Source organism: Paenibacillus rhizolycopersici (genome assembly GCF_014947195.2).
GTDB classification, from domain to species: domain Bacteria; phylum Bacillota; class Bacilli; order Paenibacillales; family Paenibacillaceae; genus Fontibacillus; species Fontibacillus rhizolycopersici.
Genome location: NZ_JADCNN020000009.1, coordinates 70,225 through 87,193, shown reverse-complemented (window position 1 = coordinate 87,193; position 16,969 = coordinate 70,225). Strand labels below are relative to the sequence as shown.

Sequence of the window (16,969 nt, the reverse complement as noted above, 5' to 3'; positions counted from 1 at the left end):
CATTCATTTGGAGGCGTTTATTTCATGAATGCACATGAAATCGATTATCGGATTATCGGCAATGAAATGCAGTGCGTGGAGGTTCACTTGGATCAAGGAGAAAGCGTGATCGCTGAAGCCGGGAGCTTTATGATGATGGACCCGGATATCCGAATGGAGACGATCTTTGGCGATGGCAGCAATCAAGGCGGCGGACTCATGGGCAAACTGATGGGGGCGGGCAAACGGATGCTCACGGGTGAGGGTTTGTTTATGACCGTATTCACCAATGCCGGCTACAATCGTCAGGCCGTCACCTTCGCTTCCCCGTATCCCGGCAAAATCGTGCCGCTCGACCTGCAAATGCTTGGCGGCAAAATCATCTGCCAAAAAGACGCTTTCCTGTGTGCCGCTAAAGGGGTGTCGGTGGGGATCGAGTTCCAACGCAAACTCGGTACCGGCTTCTTCGGCGGAGAAGGCTTCATCATGCAGAAAATCGAAGGGGACGGTCTGGCTTTCGTGCATTCCGGTGGCTTGGTGATTGAAAGAGACTTGGCTCCCGGCGAAGTGCTGCGTCTGGACACCGGCTGTTTAGTGGCTATGACGTCTTCGGTCAACTATGACATCGAATTCGTGAAAGGCGTAAAGACGGCTCTGTTCGGCGGGGAAGGGCTCTTCTTCGCGACACTGCGCGGCCCTGGCAAAGTATGGGTCCAATCGCTGCCGTTTAGCCGTTTGGCGGACCGCGTGTTGTCCGCATCCCGTTATTCGGGCCGCAAAGATGAAGGCAGCCTGTTAGGCGGTTTAGGCAACTTGCTGGACGGAAGATAGAAGGCGAGGTAGGATTCCCTCTTCCGCGGTGAGAAAGGCGGTTGACATTCCACTCCTCAAGTAACTAATATGGTTACAAGAAGATGGGAATGGGGGATAGGCTTATCATGACAATCAGTTCCAGATTTTCCGTGGCCATTCATATTTTATCCCTACTTGAAATTAACAAGGACGGGATTAGCACTTCGGAGTATATCTCCGGCAGCGTAAATACGAACCCCGTTGTGATCCGCCGAATTATGGGCATGCTAAATAAAGCGGGCTTGGTTGAAGTGCGCACGGGGGTTGCCGGGTCGAAGCTGTCGCGGCCGCTAGATCAGATCACACTGCTTGACGTTTACCGCGCGGTGCATGTCGTGGAGGAAGATGGATTGTTTGCCGTACATGATCATCCCAACCCGGATTGTCCGGTCGGCAAGAATATTCAATCGACCATCGAGCCGATTTTCTCCCTGGCCCAAAAAGCGATGGAGAACACCTTGGCGGCCGTGACGTTGCAGGATGTGGTAAACGATATCTCGGCGAAAGCCCCTTCGGTTTAATCGCAGGAGGCTGCAAACATGCGGAAAGTGTAGAGCCCCCTAGAGCAGGGGGCTTTTTTTGATGCAAAATTGACAAGATCACATCCTGTAACTATACTGATTACAACGACTCTTTTGTAACAACCGCAGTTACATTTAAGTGGATTATTGAAACGTTACGATCCGAAGGAGGAAATTGTTCATGGCTTATCCCTTGCCTATTCATCCCGCCGCACAAATCGGCGTTGTTCAACTAAAAGTCCGCGATCTCGATCGGTCTGTCGCATTTTACCAGGAGGTCATCGGCTTTCAGGTGCTGCACCAGAACGGCACGATCGCCGAATTAACCGCAGATGGCAAAACCCCTTTGCTCATTCTGGAAGCAGATCAACGCTATCGGGTGTTGCCCGAGCGGTCCGTATCCGGTTTATATCATTTTGCCATTTTAGTTCCGGACCAAGTGACGCTAGGACTTGCCTTGCGAAATCTCATCCGTCATCAAATCCCGGTTGGACAGGGCGATCATCTGGTCAGCGAGGCGTTATATTTAAACGATCCGGATCAAAACGGCATTGAGATTTACGCTGACCGTCCTCGTGATACCTGGCAAAAAAACGCTAGTGGCGAAGTGAAGATGACCACGGATCCTGTGGACGTGGAAAACTTGTTGAATCTGTCCGAGCAAGCCGAATGGAATGGATTGCCGGAAGGCACCCGTATGGGACACGTGCATTTCCACGTCGGCGATTTAACTCAAGCCGAACAGTTCTACTGTGGCATCCTCGGATTCGAGGTCACCGCCCATTATGGCGCGGCGGCGTTATTCGTCTCCGCTGGCGGCTACCATCACCATATCGGCCTGAACTTATGGGCCGGCAAAGGTGCGCCTCCAGCACCCGAGGATGCGGTCGGCATCCGCTACTTCACAACGGAGCTGCCGGATATTCCGGCACTGGAAGCCGTTGAGAGCCGGTTGGCTGAAGCGAAGGTGGCCTATAAGCGGGAGGGGAATGAACTCCGTTTAAGCGATCCGTTTGGCATCGGAATTAGACTTACCGTTGTTGCCTGAGTCGTAGAGGATCAACTCACGCGTTTTTGACTCTTCCTTTCGGCGTAGTCCTTCACCTATAATAGATTTACGTAAACTCTAGGAAAGGACCGGTCGTTATGAAATTGTTCCCTCAACTGGAAACGGAGCGTTTTGTACTGCGAAGGCTAACTTCGAAAGATGCCGCCGATTTGTTCCATTATCTCTCCAACGACGAAGTGACCAAATATTACGATCTGGATCGTTTCGTGGAGCTCCGGGAAGCCGAAGAGTTGATCCAAATGTGGAACAGCCGTTATTTGGAGAAGCAGGGCTTCCGTTGGGCAATCACGGTCAAAGCTGAAAGCGACCGGGTGATCGGCACCTGCGGATTTCATAACTGGTCGAAGAATCATTATAAAGCCGAGGTCGGCTATGAGCTCAACCCGGATTATTGGCGCCAAGGCGTTATGACCGAAGTACTGCAGGAAATTCTGCGTTTCGGGTTCGAGGATTTGGGGCTCAACCGGATTGAAGCCTTTATCGACCCGGACAATATTCGGTCCAGGTACTTGCTGGAGAAGACCGGCTTCCACGAGGAAGGTTATCTGAAGGAAACGTTTTTTGAGAAGAACCAGTTCGTTGACGCCATTCTATTTGCGCTACTGAAGAAGCAATACGAGGCCAAACGGAACCGGATATTTCGGTAAAAAAAGAGATTTGTTCCTGCTGATCGAACGGCGGAGCAAATCTCTTTTGTTTCTGCCGTTATCGACCGAGAAACTCGGTTTCATAGATTGTGCATACCTGGTCCAGCACATGTTGGGCATGCTCCCGGAACTTCAGCTCTACAGGCTGATCCTTCATCAGAAAGACGCCGGTATGGCCTTGGTGCTTACCACGTGCGCCGGCATACAGCAAGCCAGCCCCATGGGTCGGCGGGGAGAAGAAGAATTTCATGATCGGCTTTAACCAGATGGGGAGTCCCGAGCGTTTTCCCTTCCGCAGGGTATTGTTACCTCCCGGATCGACGCTGCGAATTTCGATGCCCTCAGCCACAAGCTTGGGGGCGATGGATTTCGTCCATAAGGAGAGCGCCAGCTTGGATGTGGCGTAAGGACCTAATAGCTTGCGGAATGTTGTCGGTCGCGCTAGTTGGTCCGGATCAAAGGACTTGACCCTGCTTACCACAGCGGAAGAGGTATTGATTACGGTTTTTAACCGCCCGCTTTTTAGCAAATCCATCAATTCCATCGTGACGATATATGGGACGACCGTCATTAACTCGTAGTGAAGCTCTCGTCCTTGCTTCGAATACTCCAATTCCGGAAAACTGCGGCCGGCATTGTTAAACAGCACGTCAATTCGCGCTTCGTTGGCTTTAATCAGCTCCAGCGCTTGCCGTAGGCTGTTAAAGTCGGACAAATCCGACGTCTTGTAGGTTCTTAGTTGCCCTTGGCGAGCGGCGGACTGGAGTCCCTGATCTTCCGCTGGCCAATCGGAACGGTTTAATCCGACGACTTGCCATCCTTCGTTCAGCAGCTTGCGGGTTAACTCGAGTCCGATCCCGGAGCTAGCCCCTGTTATGAAAGCGACATTTTCGTTATTAGTATGCACCATGATCATTCCTCCTGAAATCGTTTTGCAGACCCTATTGATGTCTTCTGGCCGATTCTAGATCTTGGAGTCGACTCCAAGTCAAGCTGTTTTTATGAACGAAAATGAAATTTGACTTGGAGCTGACTCCAAGTTGTATAATTCAGATTAGACACTTTGTTAGGAACAGGAGGATGAACCATGGCGATCGAATCGCTAGATAAACTCACCTTTACCATTAAGCAAGTCGCGGAGCTAACCGGGATAACCGAGGATACGATTCGATATTATGAGAAAATATCGCTCCTGCCTCGAGCCGAGCGAAAAGAGAATGGACACCGCGTTTATCGCAAGGAGGACCTGGATACGATCCGATTGGTGAATTGCCTCAAGAAAACCGGGATGCCGCTGGACGAAATGCGGCCCTTCCTGAAGGTGTCCATCGATGCTGATCCCGGAGAATATCCGGAGCTGGTCGAGCAGATGGTTCAACACCGGGCCAACATCGTTGAGCAAATCGCTTCGCTGCAGCAGGTTGTCGATTTTATCGATTTGAAACTTGCGCAGGGCAAGTACCGTTCTTCGGACTGCGAGGTCGAGAGCGGCAATGGCAATCGCGCGGATGGCAAGAAAGGCGCAACGCAATCGAAACCGTTGTCGACAGCCGAACTGCGTTATTTTTCCGCAGCACCGAGTGAAAGTGGTCATTGATGATTTGGTTTTCTTTTGCCATAATAAGCGGAGCAGATGACTCGTCCGAAGTCTTGGGGGAGTCTTTAAATTAAAGGGGGAACTTCGTTTGAAGGGGATTATCACCGTACTGGGCAAGGACAAAGTGGGCATTATCGCCAAGGTGTGCACCTATCTGGCCGATAATAACGTTAACATTCTCGATATTTCGCAAACGATCATTCAAGGCTATTTCAACATGATGATGATTGTCGATATTTCCGCGCCGGCCAAAGAATTCGAGAAGCTGGTCGAAGAGCTGCAGGAGCTGGGCCGCACCATTGGCGTGGAAATCAAGCTGCAGCATGAGGATATTTTTAATACGATGCATCGGATCTAAGAAGAAGGGAGGGAATCGCATGATTTCACGCGTAGAAGTACAAGAAACCAACTCGATGATCCGTGAAATGAACCTCGACGTACGTACGATTACGATGGGGATCAGCCTGATGGACTGCGCTCATGAGGACATGAACGTATTTAACCGTAACATCTATGATAAAATCACTCGGTCGGCAGAGCATCTGGTCAAGACGGGGGAGGATTTAGAGAAGCAATTTGGCGTACCGATCGTCAACAAACGGATTTCGGTAACTCCCATTTCGATAGCTGCCGGGGGGCTGAAAACCGATACGTTTGTGCCAGTGGCCGAGGCACTTGACCGAGCCGCCAAGGAAGTGGGCGTCAATTTTATCGGGGGGTTCTCAGCCCTTGTGCAGAAAGGCTTTACGAACGGCGATCGCGTACTGATCAGCAGCATCCCTGAAGCACTGGCTGTCACGGACCGGGTCTGCTCCTCGGTGAACGTCGGCTCCTCGCGCAGCGGGATCAATATGGATGCCGTCAAACAGATGGGCGATATCATTATCCGTACGGCCGAGCGGACGGCGGATCGGGGTTCGATCGGCTGCGCCAAGCTGGTTGTATTCTGCAACGCGGTGGAGGACAACCCGTTTATGGCCGGGGCGTTCCACGGGGTTGGGGAGCAGGAATGCGTCATCAACGTGGGTGTCAGCGGACCTGGCGTAGTGAAGCGTGCGCTGGAGGAAGTGAAGGGCAAGGATTTCGAGACATTATGCGAAACCATCAAGCGGACGGCGTTTAAAGTGACCCGGGTAGGTCAGTTGGTTGCGCAAGAAGCCTCGAAGCGGCTGGGTGTGCCGTTTGGCATTATCGACTTGTCGCTTGCCCCAACGCCGGAGATCGGCGATTCGATCGCGGAGATCTTCCAGGTGATGGGCTTAGAGGAAGCGGGTGCACCGGGAACCACGGCCGCTCTGGCGATCTTGAACGACAACGTGAAAAAAGGCGGCGTCATGGCCTCCTCCTACGTCGGCGGCCTGAGCGGCGCCTTCATCCCGGTCAGCGAAGACCACGGGATGATCGAAGCGGTGCAGCGCGGCGCGCTGACGCTCGAGAAGCTGGAAGCGATGACGTGCGTCTGCTCCGTCGGGCTCGACATGATCGCGATTCCCGGCAGCACCCGTGCCGCGACAATATCCGGCATCATCGCCGACGAAGCGGCGATCGGCATGGTCAACAACAAGACGACCGCCGTCCGGATTATCCCGGTCATCGGTAAGGACGTCGGCGAAATCGTGGAATTCGGCGGCCTGTTGGGCTACGCGCCGATTATGCCGGTCAACGCCTTTAACTGCGCGCCGTTCATCGAGCGGGGCGGACGGATTCCGGCGCCGATTCATAGCTTTAAGAACTAGGCGGCGGGGGACGCAGCCATGTATAAAACGATAGGATTGCTGGCGCATGTCGACGCCGGCAAAACGACCTTTGCCGAGGCTTTGCTGTTCCATACGCAAACGATCCGCAATCGAGGCAGGGTCGACCACCGCGACGCTTTTCTCGACAGTCACGAAATTGAGAAAGCGCGTGGGATCACCGTTTTCGCTGATCAGGCCGAAATGAAATACGGCGAATCGACGTATTTTCTGTTGGACACGCCCGGTCACGTCGATTTCTCCGCAGAGATGGAAAGAGCGCTGCAGGTGCTCGATTACGCGATCATCATCGTCAGCGCGGTGGAAGGTGTCGAAGGACATACGGAGACGGTATGGGAGTTGCTTCGAACCTACGGGATTCCGACGTTTTTCTTTATCAACAAAATCGATCGCACCGGCGCTGATCCGGATCAGGTCTTGCAGGACATAGGCCGCGAGTTGAGTGGTGATGTGCTGGACGTATCCAGTTGGGCAGAAAGCGGGCGTATGGACGATACGCAAAAGGCTTGGCTAGCTGAGCGGGAAGAAGCACTGCTGGAGGCGTTTTTGGAAGGCTCCGGTACCGCGGAGACGTGGAACGTGCACCTGGCTCGGCTCTTTCAGAGCGGGCAAGTCTATCCTTGCTTGCGAGGTTCGGCGCTGCTTGATATCGGTATCGACGCTTTTCTCGGCGCGTTGGAACGGTTAACCCGAACCGCGTATGATCCGCAGCTTCCGTTTGCTGGTCGAGTCTACAAAATACGGCATGATGAGCAAGGAACTCGAATTACGTTTCTCAAAGCTCTGCAAGGAACATTGAAGGTCCGTGATGAACTTGCTCTTGGTCTAGAAGGAGACCGGCGAACGGAAAAAATCACCGGCATCCGCAAATACAACGGGCAGCGCTTCGTTCAGGCGGATTCCGTAACTGCCGGTGAATTGTTCGCGGTAACAGGATTAACCGAAGCTCATTCCGGTGAAGCCGTAGGCGTTTTGCATGATCCGATCCGACGTGAACTTGTGCCTACGCTACAATCCAAGGTGCTTTTTGAACCGCCTTTGCACTTAAAGGAAGTTCTTCGCGTTTTCCATCTGTTGGATGCGGAGGATCCTACCTTGGGGACCCGATGGGATGAAGCGTTGCAGGAGTTACATATCCATGTCATGGGTAAGATTCAGCTAGAAATTTTGGAGCAGGTGCTGCTGGAGCGTTTTCGGATGAAAATCGCGTTTGGGCCGCCGGAGATTTTGTACAAGGAAACGATAACCGCTCCGGTTGTGGGCTGCGGACATTTCGAGCCTTTAGGGCATTATGCGGAGGTTCATTTGCGGCTGGAACCGGGAGAACGGGGAAGTGGCGTAACCTTCGTTAACGCCTGTCATGCAGATGATTTAACCGTTGGTTATCAGAACCTGATCGGCCAGCATGTGCTGGAGCAGGAGCATCGCGGCTTGTTAACCGGTTCTCCTCTGACGGATGTGCGCGTGACGTTACGAACCGGACGGTCGCATAACAAACACACCAGCGGCGGGGATTTCCGCGAGGCCACCTACCGTGCACTGCGACAAGCGCTGGAGCAGGCAGAGAATGCGCTTCTGGAACCGGTATATCAGTTTAAAATCAAGGTAGGATTGGATCAACTCGGCAAGGTATTGACCGATATCCAGCAGGCTCACGGCCGATTCGATCCGCCAGAGACGGGTGCCGAGACGGCGATCATTACTGGCGTTGTTCCGGTAGCCACTTTTATGGATTATGGGGTAGAGCTTGCATCCATGTCGCACGGGAAAGGATCCATCATGCTGAAATCTGGCGGATATGAGCCATGTCATCAGACGGATAAAGTGATCGCCCGAAAGAATTACAACAAGGACGCTGATCCGGCGTACACCTCGTCTTCGATTTTTTGCGCGAAAGGACAAGCTTATTCCGTATCCTGGGAAGAGGCTCCGAATAAAATGCATGCCTCAGTGGAACGTTAAAATGCATCAGCCTCCGAAGCAAAATGTTGACAATCCACCGCCACGTGCATATAATAACCAATAATTCCATATGCCAAATGTGTTGATTAGAAATAGTAAAGATGACTTGACCTTTCAGAGAGCCGTTGGTTGGTGCGAAGCGGCAGTGTCCGTCATGTTGAACTCGTCTATGAACAGCTGCCTGAAATGTAGGGCTAGCCGGGATTCCGCCGTTACAAGGATAGATGGTGTTAGCCATCGAAGGAGATCATTTCATCACATGAAATGAATTAGAGTGGTACCGCGAGTTAAACCTCGTCTCTATAGCAGAGACGGGGTTTTTGTGTTGATTAAATTCCGGGTTTAATCAACCTCGCTTGACATAGAAGCAAAGAAAGGTGACTTTAAACCACAATCACAAATCAAGGAGGAACGCACAGATGGACCGTTACCGCAACATTATCGTATTGGATACAACGTTACGCGATGGGGAGCAAGTTCCCGGCGCCAAATTGAATGTACGGCAAAAGCTGGAGTTTGCCCAGCAGTTGAAGCGCCTCCGTGTAGATATCATCGAAGCGGGCTTTCCTGCCTCCTCGCAAGGAGACTTTGAGTCGGTGCAGCAAATCGCCCGAAGCGTAGGGGATAGCGTGGGAATTACGGCTTTGGCTCGAGCCGTGAAAGCCGACATCGACGCGGTATACGAGAGCATCCGTGAGGCGCAGCACCCGCTGATCCATATCGTTCTCGGCGCTTCCAACGTACATGTGGAGAAGAAATTCAACCGCTCGCAGGATGCCGTTCTGCAGATGGGCGTCGATGCCGTGAAATATGCAAAGACGCTGCTGCCCGATGTTCAATACTCCACGGAAGACGCATCTCGTGCGGACTTCGAATACTTATGGAAGACGATTGAGGCTGTCGTCAAGGCCGGAGCGACGATGATTAACGTCCCCGACACCGTTGGCTACGCAGAGCCGGAGGAATTCGGCCACCTTATCCGACGCATCCATGAGCGGTTGAAGAACTTAGACGATCGGGTCATTCTTAGCGTGCATTGCCACAACGATCTGGGATTGGCTACTGCGAATACGTTAAGCGCCATCAAGAATGGAGCAGAGAAAATCGAGTGTACCATCAATGGACTTGGCGAACGCGCAGGCAATGCTTCGCTTGAGGAGGCGGTGATGGCGTTAAAGGTACGCGAGGCGCTGTATGGCTGCCGCACGAATATCGATGCGAAGGAGCTGACTCGCACGTCGCGGCTGCTCACCCATTTGACGGGACTTGACGTGCAGGTGAATAAAGCAATTACCGGTGACAACGCGTTTGCCCATTCCTCCGGCATCCATCAAGACGGTTTGCTGAAGGATAAACAGGTATACGAAATCATGTCCCCCGAGGATGTGGGGGCTGAAAGCATGGAGTTAATTTTGACGGCCCGCTCCGGTCGCCATGCCGTCAAGCATGCGGTGGAGAAGCTGGGCTTCGATTCCTCCGATGCCGTGGGGTTCGAACGGCTGTTCCAGCAATTCTTGACATTGGCTGATGCGAAAAAAGAAGTCTACGACCACGATCTCTACTATCTGCTGAGCGAACAGCTAGTGCAGAACGAATCCGGCCATTCGCTGTTCGAACTGGTTTCATTCCAGGTCATTACCAATGAGATATGCCCGACCGCCACCGCCGTCTTGAAGATCAACGGGCAAGAACGAAAGGGCAGCGCCATCGGGGACGGTCCGATCGATGCGTTATACAGCGTGATCAAGTCGTTAACCGGCATCGACGCCAAGTTGACTTCCTATAAGATTAACAGCATCTCTCACGGCAAAGAAGCCATCGGCCGCGTGAATATTCAGCTTGAAGCGGGAGGAAGAACCTACACGGGACGTGCCATGGATACCGATATCATCAAAGCGAGCGGTCAGGCGTTCCTGGCAGGGATCAACGCGATGATCTTGGCTGGCACCCATGATATTGACATAACAAATATTATGTAAACTAGAGAGGTTCGGAAATTAAAAAGGCAGGCGGGATGATCGAAATCATCTCTCCTGCCTGTCCTTTATTGCTCATTAAGCTGAGATAAAGCAACTTCTTTCTCATTCTCCGGTTGTCCGAGCGGAAAGATCCGCGCGGTTTCGTTCTTCTCGTCGACATGTTGAATGTAAATCGGTACACCGTCACAAGTCACGTCTACCATGGAAGGAGAAGCGACGATCTCTTTGGCCCGTTGGCTGTTCATAGTTAACCTCCTGAATTCATTCGATGTCATCCTGCTGATCATAAAGTACCCGGGCTCCACGGTTCTTATTCTTTAGACGGCTCAAACGCAAGGAAATGTAAATTTTAATCGCTTTTTGTGTTGGAGCGATTTACATTCAAATCTCTACTACTTATATTTAATAGAGTAGTATATCAAAATGTGGTAGAGGAGGAATGGATTGATGATTTGGGGAAATAAAGCTTTCGGTAAACTGCTGGTCATGAGTACCCTTGTTGCCGGACTTGCTTCCGGAGCCGTTGAATTCCCTGTGAACGCTGCTGATGCTGTGGGTTCGGGGGCGAAGGATTATCCGTTGCGCGTCTTACATACGAATGACACGCATGCGCACCTGGATAATATCGCCCGCAGGGTGACGGCTGTAAACGCAGCCAGGAACGATCACACTTTGCTGCTTGATGCGGGGGATGTTTTTTCCGGTACGTTGTATTTCAATCAGTTCAGCGGTTTAGCCGATTTATTCTTCATGAACGAGATGAAGTATGATGCCATGACGTTTGGCAACCATGAATTCGATAAAGGTCCTGGCACCTTGACCGAGTTCATCAAGCAAGCTAAATTCCCGTTCGTCAGCGCCAACCTGGACTTTAGCGCGGATGCTAACCTCAAAGGATTGAGTCATACGGGGGTAGGGAAACTCGGAGAGCAAGGACAGATCTACCCGGCTGTGATTAAAGAAATCGCCGGCGAGAAAGTAGGGATCATCGGCTTAACCACACCTGAGACCTCCGTGTTGTCTTCTCCGGGTCCTGGCATTAAGTTCGCCGACGAAGTCCAAAGCGCACAGAAGCAAGTCGATGCCTTGGAAGCGGAAGGCGTCAACAAGATCATTGTGTTGTCTCATCTCGGTTATACCGTTGACCAGGATCTGGCCGAGGCCGTCGACGGTATCGATATCATTGTAGGCGGACACTCTCATACCAAACTGACGGCGCCAGAGGTGCACCATGCGGACCAAGAGCCGACACTGATCGTGCAAACGGGCGAATATAATCAAAATTTAGGCCAGTTGGATGCCACTTTTGATGCAACCGGAAAGCTGACCGCTTGGAAAGGCGAGTTGATCGCGCTGGACGCGAAAGACGATGCAGGTAATTTCTTGATCAAAGGCGATACCGCCGCGGAAGCTAAGCTAAAAGAATATGCCGCTCCCCTGGAAGAACTGAAGAAGAGCGTCATTGGAGAATCAGACGTGAACCTGGACGGCGAGCGCGGCAGCGTTCGCAAACAAGAAACTAATCTGGGGAACCTGATCGCCGATGGCATGCGTTCGAAGGTCATGAGCATCGTAAAGGAAACCGGAGTTAAAGGTTACGTTACGATTCAAAATGGCGGCGGTATCCGCGCCTCGTTGAAGTCCGGAGTTATCACTTTGGGCGATTTGCTGACAACGATGCCGTTTGGCAACAATTTGACGGCACTGAAGATGACCGGGGCAGAAATTCGCGCTGCGCTGGAAAACGGCGTCAGCGGCGTCGAAAATGGCGAAGGACGTTTCCCGCAAGTTTCGGGCCTGCGCTTCTATTACGATTCGACAAAACCAGGCGAAGTGATCGACGACGTTACCGGCAAGAAAACGCAAACCGGTCAACGCATCGTTCAAGTTCAAATCCAGAATGAAGATGGCACTTATACCGATATCGATCCTAAAGCGTATTACATTGTGGCAACGAATTCGTTTATGGCGGGGGGCGGAGATTTCTACGCTTCCATGAAGCAAGCGAAAGACGACGGTCGATTCTACGAACTGAATCTGGTGGACTATGAAGTGTTCCGTGAACACCTCGATAAAGTAGGTACCGTGAAGGCCACCCTTCAAGGTCGGATTACAGACCTGAATGGGGCCGCGCTTCCGGCGGAAGCCGGTGGAGCAACACCGGTGGACCAAGGATCGACTCCGGAGAAGGGGGCGTCCGGATTCAAGGATATTTCCTCTGACCTTCATGCTGCATTGATCGAAGAAGCGGCTGCAGCTGGAATCGTCCAGGGGTATGGCGACGGAACGTTCCGTCCCGCTGCCGAAGTGACTCGCGCTGAATTTGTGGTCATGGTTAGCCGGGCCTTCAAGGTGCCTGCAGCTTCTACAGCAACCGGTTTTACCGATGAAGCCGATGTTCCAACTTGGGCTTTACCGGCAGTAAAAGCACTGAAGGGAGCAGGGGCTCTAGAGGGGCTCGGCGGTAAAACGTTCCTTCCGAAAAGTTCGCTAACGGTTAGAGAGGCTGCCACGGTCATCGCTAAAGCGTCGGGCAAAGAAGTCAACCTGGCGGACTTATCCGACGAATCCAAAGTTACGCGCAGCGATCTGGTATTGCTGATAACGACCGCTCAAAAATAAGTTGAATAACACACCGCTTCGTCTATTTCTTAGAGGGGCGGTGTGTTTTCGATTGTCGGGAAACGACATGAACCCGATGGAGAATAGCCAGTGCCTTCTTGTATGGGTCAAGAGGGTCAGTTACTTAGACTTGGATCCGTTAGATCCCTGATCGTATTCATTTGACAATTCTTCTAGGGACTTGATGGGACCATGCGGATGTTGAGCTTGTTTTCGGCTCTTCATTGCATTTTCTTTGCTTTTTGTGGATCGGGTCATTGTGGGATAACTCACTCCTTTCGTCAAAGATGGGAAGCATTTGCCCTCCATTTCGATAGGTTGTTTCGTGCGAGGGGCAAATATACAAAGTTGGATGATCAATGGCATGCTAGTTCGAATAAGGTAATGGGGAAGTGAAGTTGCGCATATGGACTAAGAATAGGAAGGAGTGATCACCTGTGCTGCAAAAGTATACTATACTGATGAAATTCGCGTTGTTCGTCATTATTCTGTCGCTCACGGCATGTTCGGGAGGGGCAACTGAACCTTCTGATGACTCTGATCATTCACCTCCAGTGAAAGAAGAGGTCCCGGCTCCTACACCGGGGAACGAAACGGATAACCATCCTGAGGAACCTCATTTGACACGCCCCGAGGTCGAAAGTTTCGAATTGTTGACAGGGGAGGGAAATCAGACGCTGGAGGCGAAATTGCACCAAGGCGAAGGTTTTAGCTTATATGTATTTGATAAATTCGCCTTTGACGCTGACGAAGGACGGCTGTACCTAAATAGCAATCCCAAATACGAGGTGAAAATCGAACCCCTATCCGCCAATTATGATCTAGAGCAGCTTCGAGCTGAGGGGAGAAAGGAATTGGAGGCACTCGGGAAGGTATCCGATTTTAGCGGCGAACTGGTCGAACATCCTTTGGGTTCAGCCGAAATTTATCTTCAAGCCTCAGGCGAAGACGGCATTAGCGATTATATCGTGTGGAAATCAGATACCGGTGACGGTTTTCTGTTCCGCCTTCACAATCCAAAAGGCGAAGAGGCGTCAGATTTTGCCGGGCCGGTTCTAGTGTCGTTATCTACGGTTCTAAGCGATTCGTAAATCATTCGTGCTCCACTACAGGATTGGCGAATAGTACAAACAGAAACGGGAGAAACCATTGGATGGCTTCTCCCGTTTCTGTTACTCTGTTCTCCATTTTATTGACAACCGTGAGATCCGAGGAATATACTACATATGAACAAGTGCTCATATATGGTTTTGGATGAGGGGATGGGACTAGAATATGGAAACCGGTAGTCCTGCGGTTAAGCGAAAATTGGTGCTAGAAGGCCTGGATTGTGCGAATTGTGCTTTAAAAATCGAGAACGGCGTCCAGAAGATTGACGGGGTTTCGGCTTGTTCGGTGAATTTTGCAAACCAAACGTTGACCCTGGAGATGTCGTCGGACCGTTCGGATGACATTCTCGAGCAGACGAAGAAGAAGATTCGTACACTCGAACCTGGAATAAAAGTGTTGGATTACGGAGCAGCCTCCAAACCTAATCACGCTCATCATCAGGATCACAGCCATGATCACAGTACCGAAGCGGCAGAAGACGGACATGGACATACCCATGACCATGCCGCGGAGAGTATCAAAGTCATGGTTGCCCGACTGATTGCGGGTCTTGCCATTGGCGCGGCGGCGTTCGCCTTATCTCTGAGCGAGGAGCTTGAATGGATCCTGTTTCTGGCCGCCTATCTGATCGTGGGCGGGGATATCGTTTTCAAGGCGCTGAAGAATATCGTAAGAGGTCAAGTGTTCGACGAATACTTCCTTATGTCGATCGCGACGGTTGGCGCTTTTATGATCGGAGAGTACCCCGAGGGCGTAGCTGTCATGCTTTTTTACCAGGTTGGCGAACTGTTCCAAAGCATTGCCGTTAACCGGTCGCGGAAATCGATCGGTGCGTTGATGGACATTAGACCGGATTTTGCCAACTTGAAGTCAGATGACGAGATTCGACGGGTGAGTCCGGAGGAAGTGCGGATCGGCGACTTCATCGTCGTGCGGCCCGGTGAAAAGGTGCCTCTAGACGGTAAAGTCATTGAGGGGCTTTCGGCCATGGATACTTCAGCGTTAACCGGTGAGTCCTTACCGCGCGAGGTAGCAGCCGGCGATGACGTGCTGAGCGGATTTATGAATAAGAACGGAGTTCTGACGATTGAAGTCACGAAGGAATTTGGGGAGTCGACAGTTGCCAAAATCCTCGATCTTGTAGAGAACGCAAGCAGCAAAAAAGCCCCGACGGAAAACTTCATTACAAAGTTTGCACGTTATTATACCCCGTTTGTCGTCATTGTTGCCGTATTGCTGGCCATTCTGCCGCCGCTGCTCTTCAGCGGCGAAACTTTCGCGGATTGGGTGTACCGGGCACTGGTGTTCCTGGTCATTTCCTGTCCTTGCGCCTTGGTGGTTTCCATCCCGCTGGGCTTCTTCGGGGGCATCGGCGCTTCCTCCAAAAACGGCGTGCTGGTCAAAGGTAGCAATTACCTGGAAGCGTTAAATGACGTCAAATACGTCGTGTTTGATAAAACGGGAACACTGACCAAAGGCGCATTTAAAGTGAACGGGATCTATCCGCAGAACGGTTGGACCGAGCAAGAGCTCTTGCGCCATGCTGCTTTTGCCGAAATGCACTCCACCCACCCGATTGCCCAGTCCATCAGGGAAGCTTACGGTCAGGAATTGAATGAAGAATGGGTAGCGAGTTATAACGAAATATCAGGACACGGCATTCAGGTTAGGTTCGAAGGCAGGGAGGTACTGGCCGGGAACGCAAAGCTTATGAATCAGGAAAATATTAAGTTCACCGCACCTTCCGAGCTGGGAACCATCGTGCATGTGGCGATCGACAAACAATATGCCGGTTACCTGGTGATTGCCGACGAGGTGAAAGCGGACTCCGCGCAAGCGATTCGTTTACTGAAAAATCTCGGCATAAAGAAGATCGTCATGCTGACGGGCGATATCAAGGCAGTGGGCGAGGCAGTCGGTAAAAAGTTGGGCGTGGACGAGGTCCGGTCCGAACTGCTGCCGCAGCATAAGGTCGAAGAACTGGAGAAGATCGACCGTCAAAAGTCGAGCAAAGAGAAAATCGCATTCGTCGGCGACGGGATCAACGACACCCCGGTGTTAGCCAGAGCCGATGTTGGCGTGGCCATGGGCGGTCTCGGGTCCGATGCAGCCATTGAAGCCGCGGATATCGTCATCATGACCGACGAACCTTCCAAGCTGGCTTCCGCGATCAAGATTGCAAAGAGGACCCGGCGGATTGTATGGCAAAACATCATTTTTGCCATGCTGGTTAAAGCGGTTTTCCTGCTTCTGGGCGCGTTCGGAGTTGCCACGATGTGGGAAGCGGTATTCTCGGATGTGGGCGTGACGCTGCTCGCTGTATTGAACGCGATGCGCGTATTGAAGATCAAACCGAATTGAATGGAAATGAACACAAGGACTGTCCCACACGGGGCAGTCCTTGTTATTTGCGGCACACTTTATCCATGGTTCGTGTGCTGGAGGGTTTGTAGAAAAATCTGCTCGATATGCCCGTCGTCGAGTGAATAATAGACGGTTTTCCCAACCTTACGCCGTTTAACGATTCGGAGATTACGCAAATATCGCAGTTGGTGAGAAACGGCGGATTGACCCATTTTGAGGAGTACTGTCAGGTCGTGTACGCAGAGCTCATGTTTTAACAGGGCGCTGATGATTTTGACACGCGTCGGATCACTGAAGGCCTTAAACCAGTCCGCAAATTGAACGGCTGCTTGGTCATCGATCAGCTCTTCCTTGATTACGTCCAAATCCGCAGTTGTGCCCACGCAGTTCGTTTCGCACTCTTCCACCGTATTTATAGGCTGTGTCATTCATGATCACCCTTCTATTAGGCGTTTGCATCATTATATCAAAAAGGATGGGCTAAACGAAATTATTACAATTAAGCGGCTATTG

16 protein-coding genes and 1 other annotated feature are annotated in these 16,969 nt (G+C 51.7%); of the genes, 12 read left to right on the top strand and 4 right to left on the bottom strand.

Annotated elements, in window-relative coordinates:
- Window positions 1-24 precede the first annotated feature (24 nt).
- The 4 genes from IM700_RS11830 to IM700_RS11815 all read left to right on the top strand — a co-directional run bounded on the left by IM700_RS11830 (window position 25) and on the right by IM700_RS11815 (window position 3,068).
- Entirely contained in the window at window positions 25-810 is a 786-nt protein-coding gene (locus IM700_RS11830) for a TIGR00266 family protein (RefSeq protein WP_193416225.1), read from the top strand.
- Between the two features lie 107 nt (window positions 811-917).
- Complete coding sequence (locus IM700_RS11825; RefSeq protein WP_193416226.1) at window positions 918-1,352, top strand: Rrf2 family transcriptional regulator; 435 nt, start codon at window positions 918-920, stop codon at window positions 1,350-1,352.
- 181 nt (window positions 1,353-1,533) lie between these two features.
- The gene (locus tag IM700_RS11820; RefSeq protein ID WP_193416227.1) at window positions 1,534-2,400 is read left to right on the top strand and encodes a VOC family protein; all 867 of its coding nucleotides are present in this window, start codon (window positions 1,534-1,536) and stop codon (window positions 2,398-2,400) included.
- 98 nt (window positions 2,401-2,498) lie between these two features.
- The gene (locus tag IM700_RS11815) at window positions 2,499-3,068 is read left to right on the top strand and encodes a GNAT family N-acetyltransferase (RefSeq protein ID WP_155605946.1); all 570 of its coding nucleotides are present in this window, start codon (window positions 2,499-2,501) and stop codon (window positions 3,066-3,068) included.
- 58 nt (window positions 3,069-3,126) lie between these two features.
- Here the strand turns inward: IM700_RS11815 and IM700_RS11810 are convergent, their stop codons facing one another.
- Complete coding sequence (locus IM700_RS11810; RefSeq protein WP_193416228.1) at window positions 3,127-3,978, bottom strand: SDR family NAD(P)-dependent oxidoreductase; 852 nt, start codon at window positions 3,976-3,978, stop codon at window positions 3,127-3,129.
- A gap of 177 nt (window positions 3,979-4,155) precedes the next feature.
- On the opposite strand from IM700_RS11810, the gene IM700_RS11805 reads away from it, so the two are divergent.
- The 5 genes from IM700_RS11805 to IM700_RS11785 all read left to right on the top strand — a co-directional run bounded on the left by IM700_RS11805 (window position 4,156) and on the right by IM700_RS11785 (window position 10,360).
- Complete coding sequence (locus IM700_RS11805; protein ID WP_155605948.1) at window positions 4,156-4,665, top strand: MerR family transcriptional regulator; 510 nt, start codon at window positions 4,156-4,158, stop codon at window positions 4,663-4,665.
- 88 nt (window positions 4,666-4,753) lie between these two features.
- Complete coding sequence (locus tag IM700_RS11800) at window positions 4,754-5,023, top strand: ACT domain-containing protein (RefSeq protein WP_155605949.1); 270 nt, start codon at window positions 4,754-4,756, stop codon at window positions 5,021-5,023.
- A gap of 19 nt (window positions 5,024-5,042) precedes the next feature.
- A complete protein-coding gene (locus IM700_RS11795; RefSeq protein ID WP_193416229.1) occupies window positions 5,043-6,401 on the top strand; it encodes a PFL family protein in 1,359 nt (452 codons plus the stop codon).
- 18 nt (window positions 6,402-6,419) lie between these two features.
- Window positions 6,420-8,381: an elongation factor G gene (locus IM700_RS11790; protein ID WP_193416230.1), complete on the top strand. Its 1,962-nt coding sequence runs from the start codon at window positions 6,420-6,422 to the stop codon at window positions 8,379-8,381.
- 73 nt (window positions 8,382-8,454) lie between these two features.
- Window positions 8,455-8,686: a binding site (T-box leader), on the top strand.
- 114 nt (window positions 8,687-8,800) lie between these two features.
- Window positions 8,801-10,360, top strand: coding sequence for a 2-isopropylmalate synthase (locus IM700_RS11785; RefSeq protein ID WP_193416231.1), 1,560 nt, complete (start codon window positions 8,801-8,803; stop codon window positions 10,358-10,360).
- Between the two features lie 65 nt (window positions 10,361-10,425).
- On the opposite strand, the gene IM700_RS11780 is transcribed toward IM700_RS11785, so the two are convergent.
- Window positions 10,426-10,605, bottom strand: a complete 180-nt coding sequence (locus IM700_RS11780) for a small acid-soluble spore protein H (RefSeq protein ID WP_068785695.1) — start codon at window positions 10,603-10,605, stop codon at window positions 10,426-10,428.
- Window positions 10,606-10,807: 202 nt separating this feature from the next.
- Between IM700_RS11780 and IM700_RS11775 the strand changes: the two genes are divergently transcribed.
- Window positions 10,808-12,982, top strand: a complete 2,175-nt coding sequence (locus IM700_RS11775) for a 5'-nucleotidase C-terminal domain-containing protein (RefSeq protein ID WP_193416232.1) — start codon at window positions 10,808-10,810, stop codon at window positions 12,980-12,982.
- Window positions 12,983-13,102: 120 nt separating this feature from the next.
- On the opposite strand, the gene IM700_RS23185 is transcribed toward IM700_RS11775, so the two are convergent.
- The gene (locus IM700_RS23185) at window positions 13,103-13,240 is read right to left on the bottom strand and encodes a DUF6254 family protein (RefSeq protein WP_239483829.1); all 138 of its coding nucleotides are present in this window, start codon (window positions 13,238-13,240) and stop codon (window positions 13,103-13,105) included.
- A 179-nt stretch (window positions 13,241-13,419) separates the two neighbouring features.
- On the opposite strand from IM700_RS23185, the gene IM700_RS11770 reads away from it, so the two are divergent.
- Entirely contained in the window at window positions 13,420-14,073 is a 654-nt protein-coding gene (locus IM700_RS11770) for a hypothetical protein (RefSeq protein WP_193416233.1), read from the top strand.
- A 184-nt stretch (window positions 14,074-14,257) separates the two neighbouring features.
- Window positions 14,258-16,453: a heavy metal translocating P-type ATPase gene (locus tag IM700_RS11765; RefSeq protein WP_193416234.1), complete on the top strand. Its 2,196-nt coding sequence runs from the start codon at window positions 14,258-14,260 to the stop codon at window positions 16,451-16,453.
- A gap of 59 nt (window positions 16,454-16,512) precedes the next feature.
- Here the strand turns inward: IM700_RS11765 and IM700_RS11760 are convergent, their stop codons facing one another.
- Complete coding sequence (locus tag IM700_RS11760; protein ID WP_193416235.1) at window positions 16,513-16,884, bottom strand: ArsR/SmtB family transcription factor; 372 nt, start codon at window positions 16,882-16,884, stop codon at window positions 16,513-16,515.
- Window positions 16,885-16,969 lie beyond the last annotated feature (85 nt).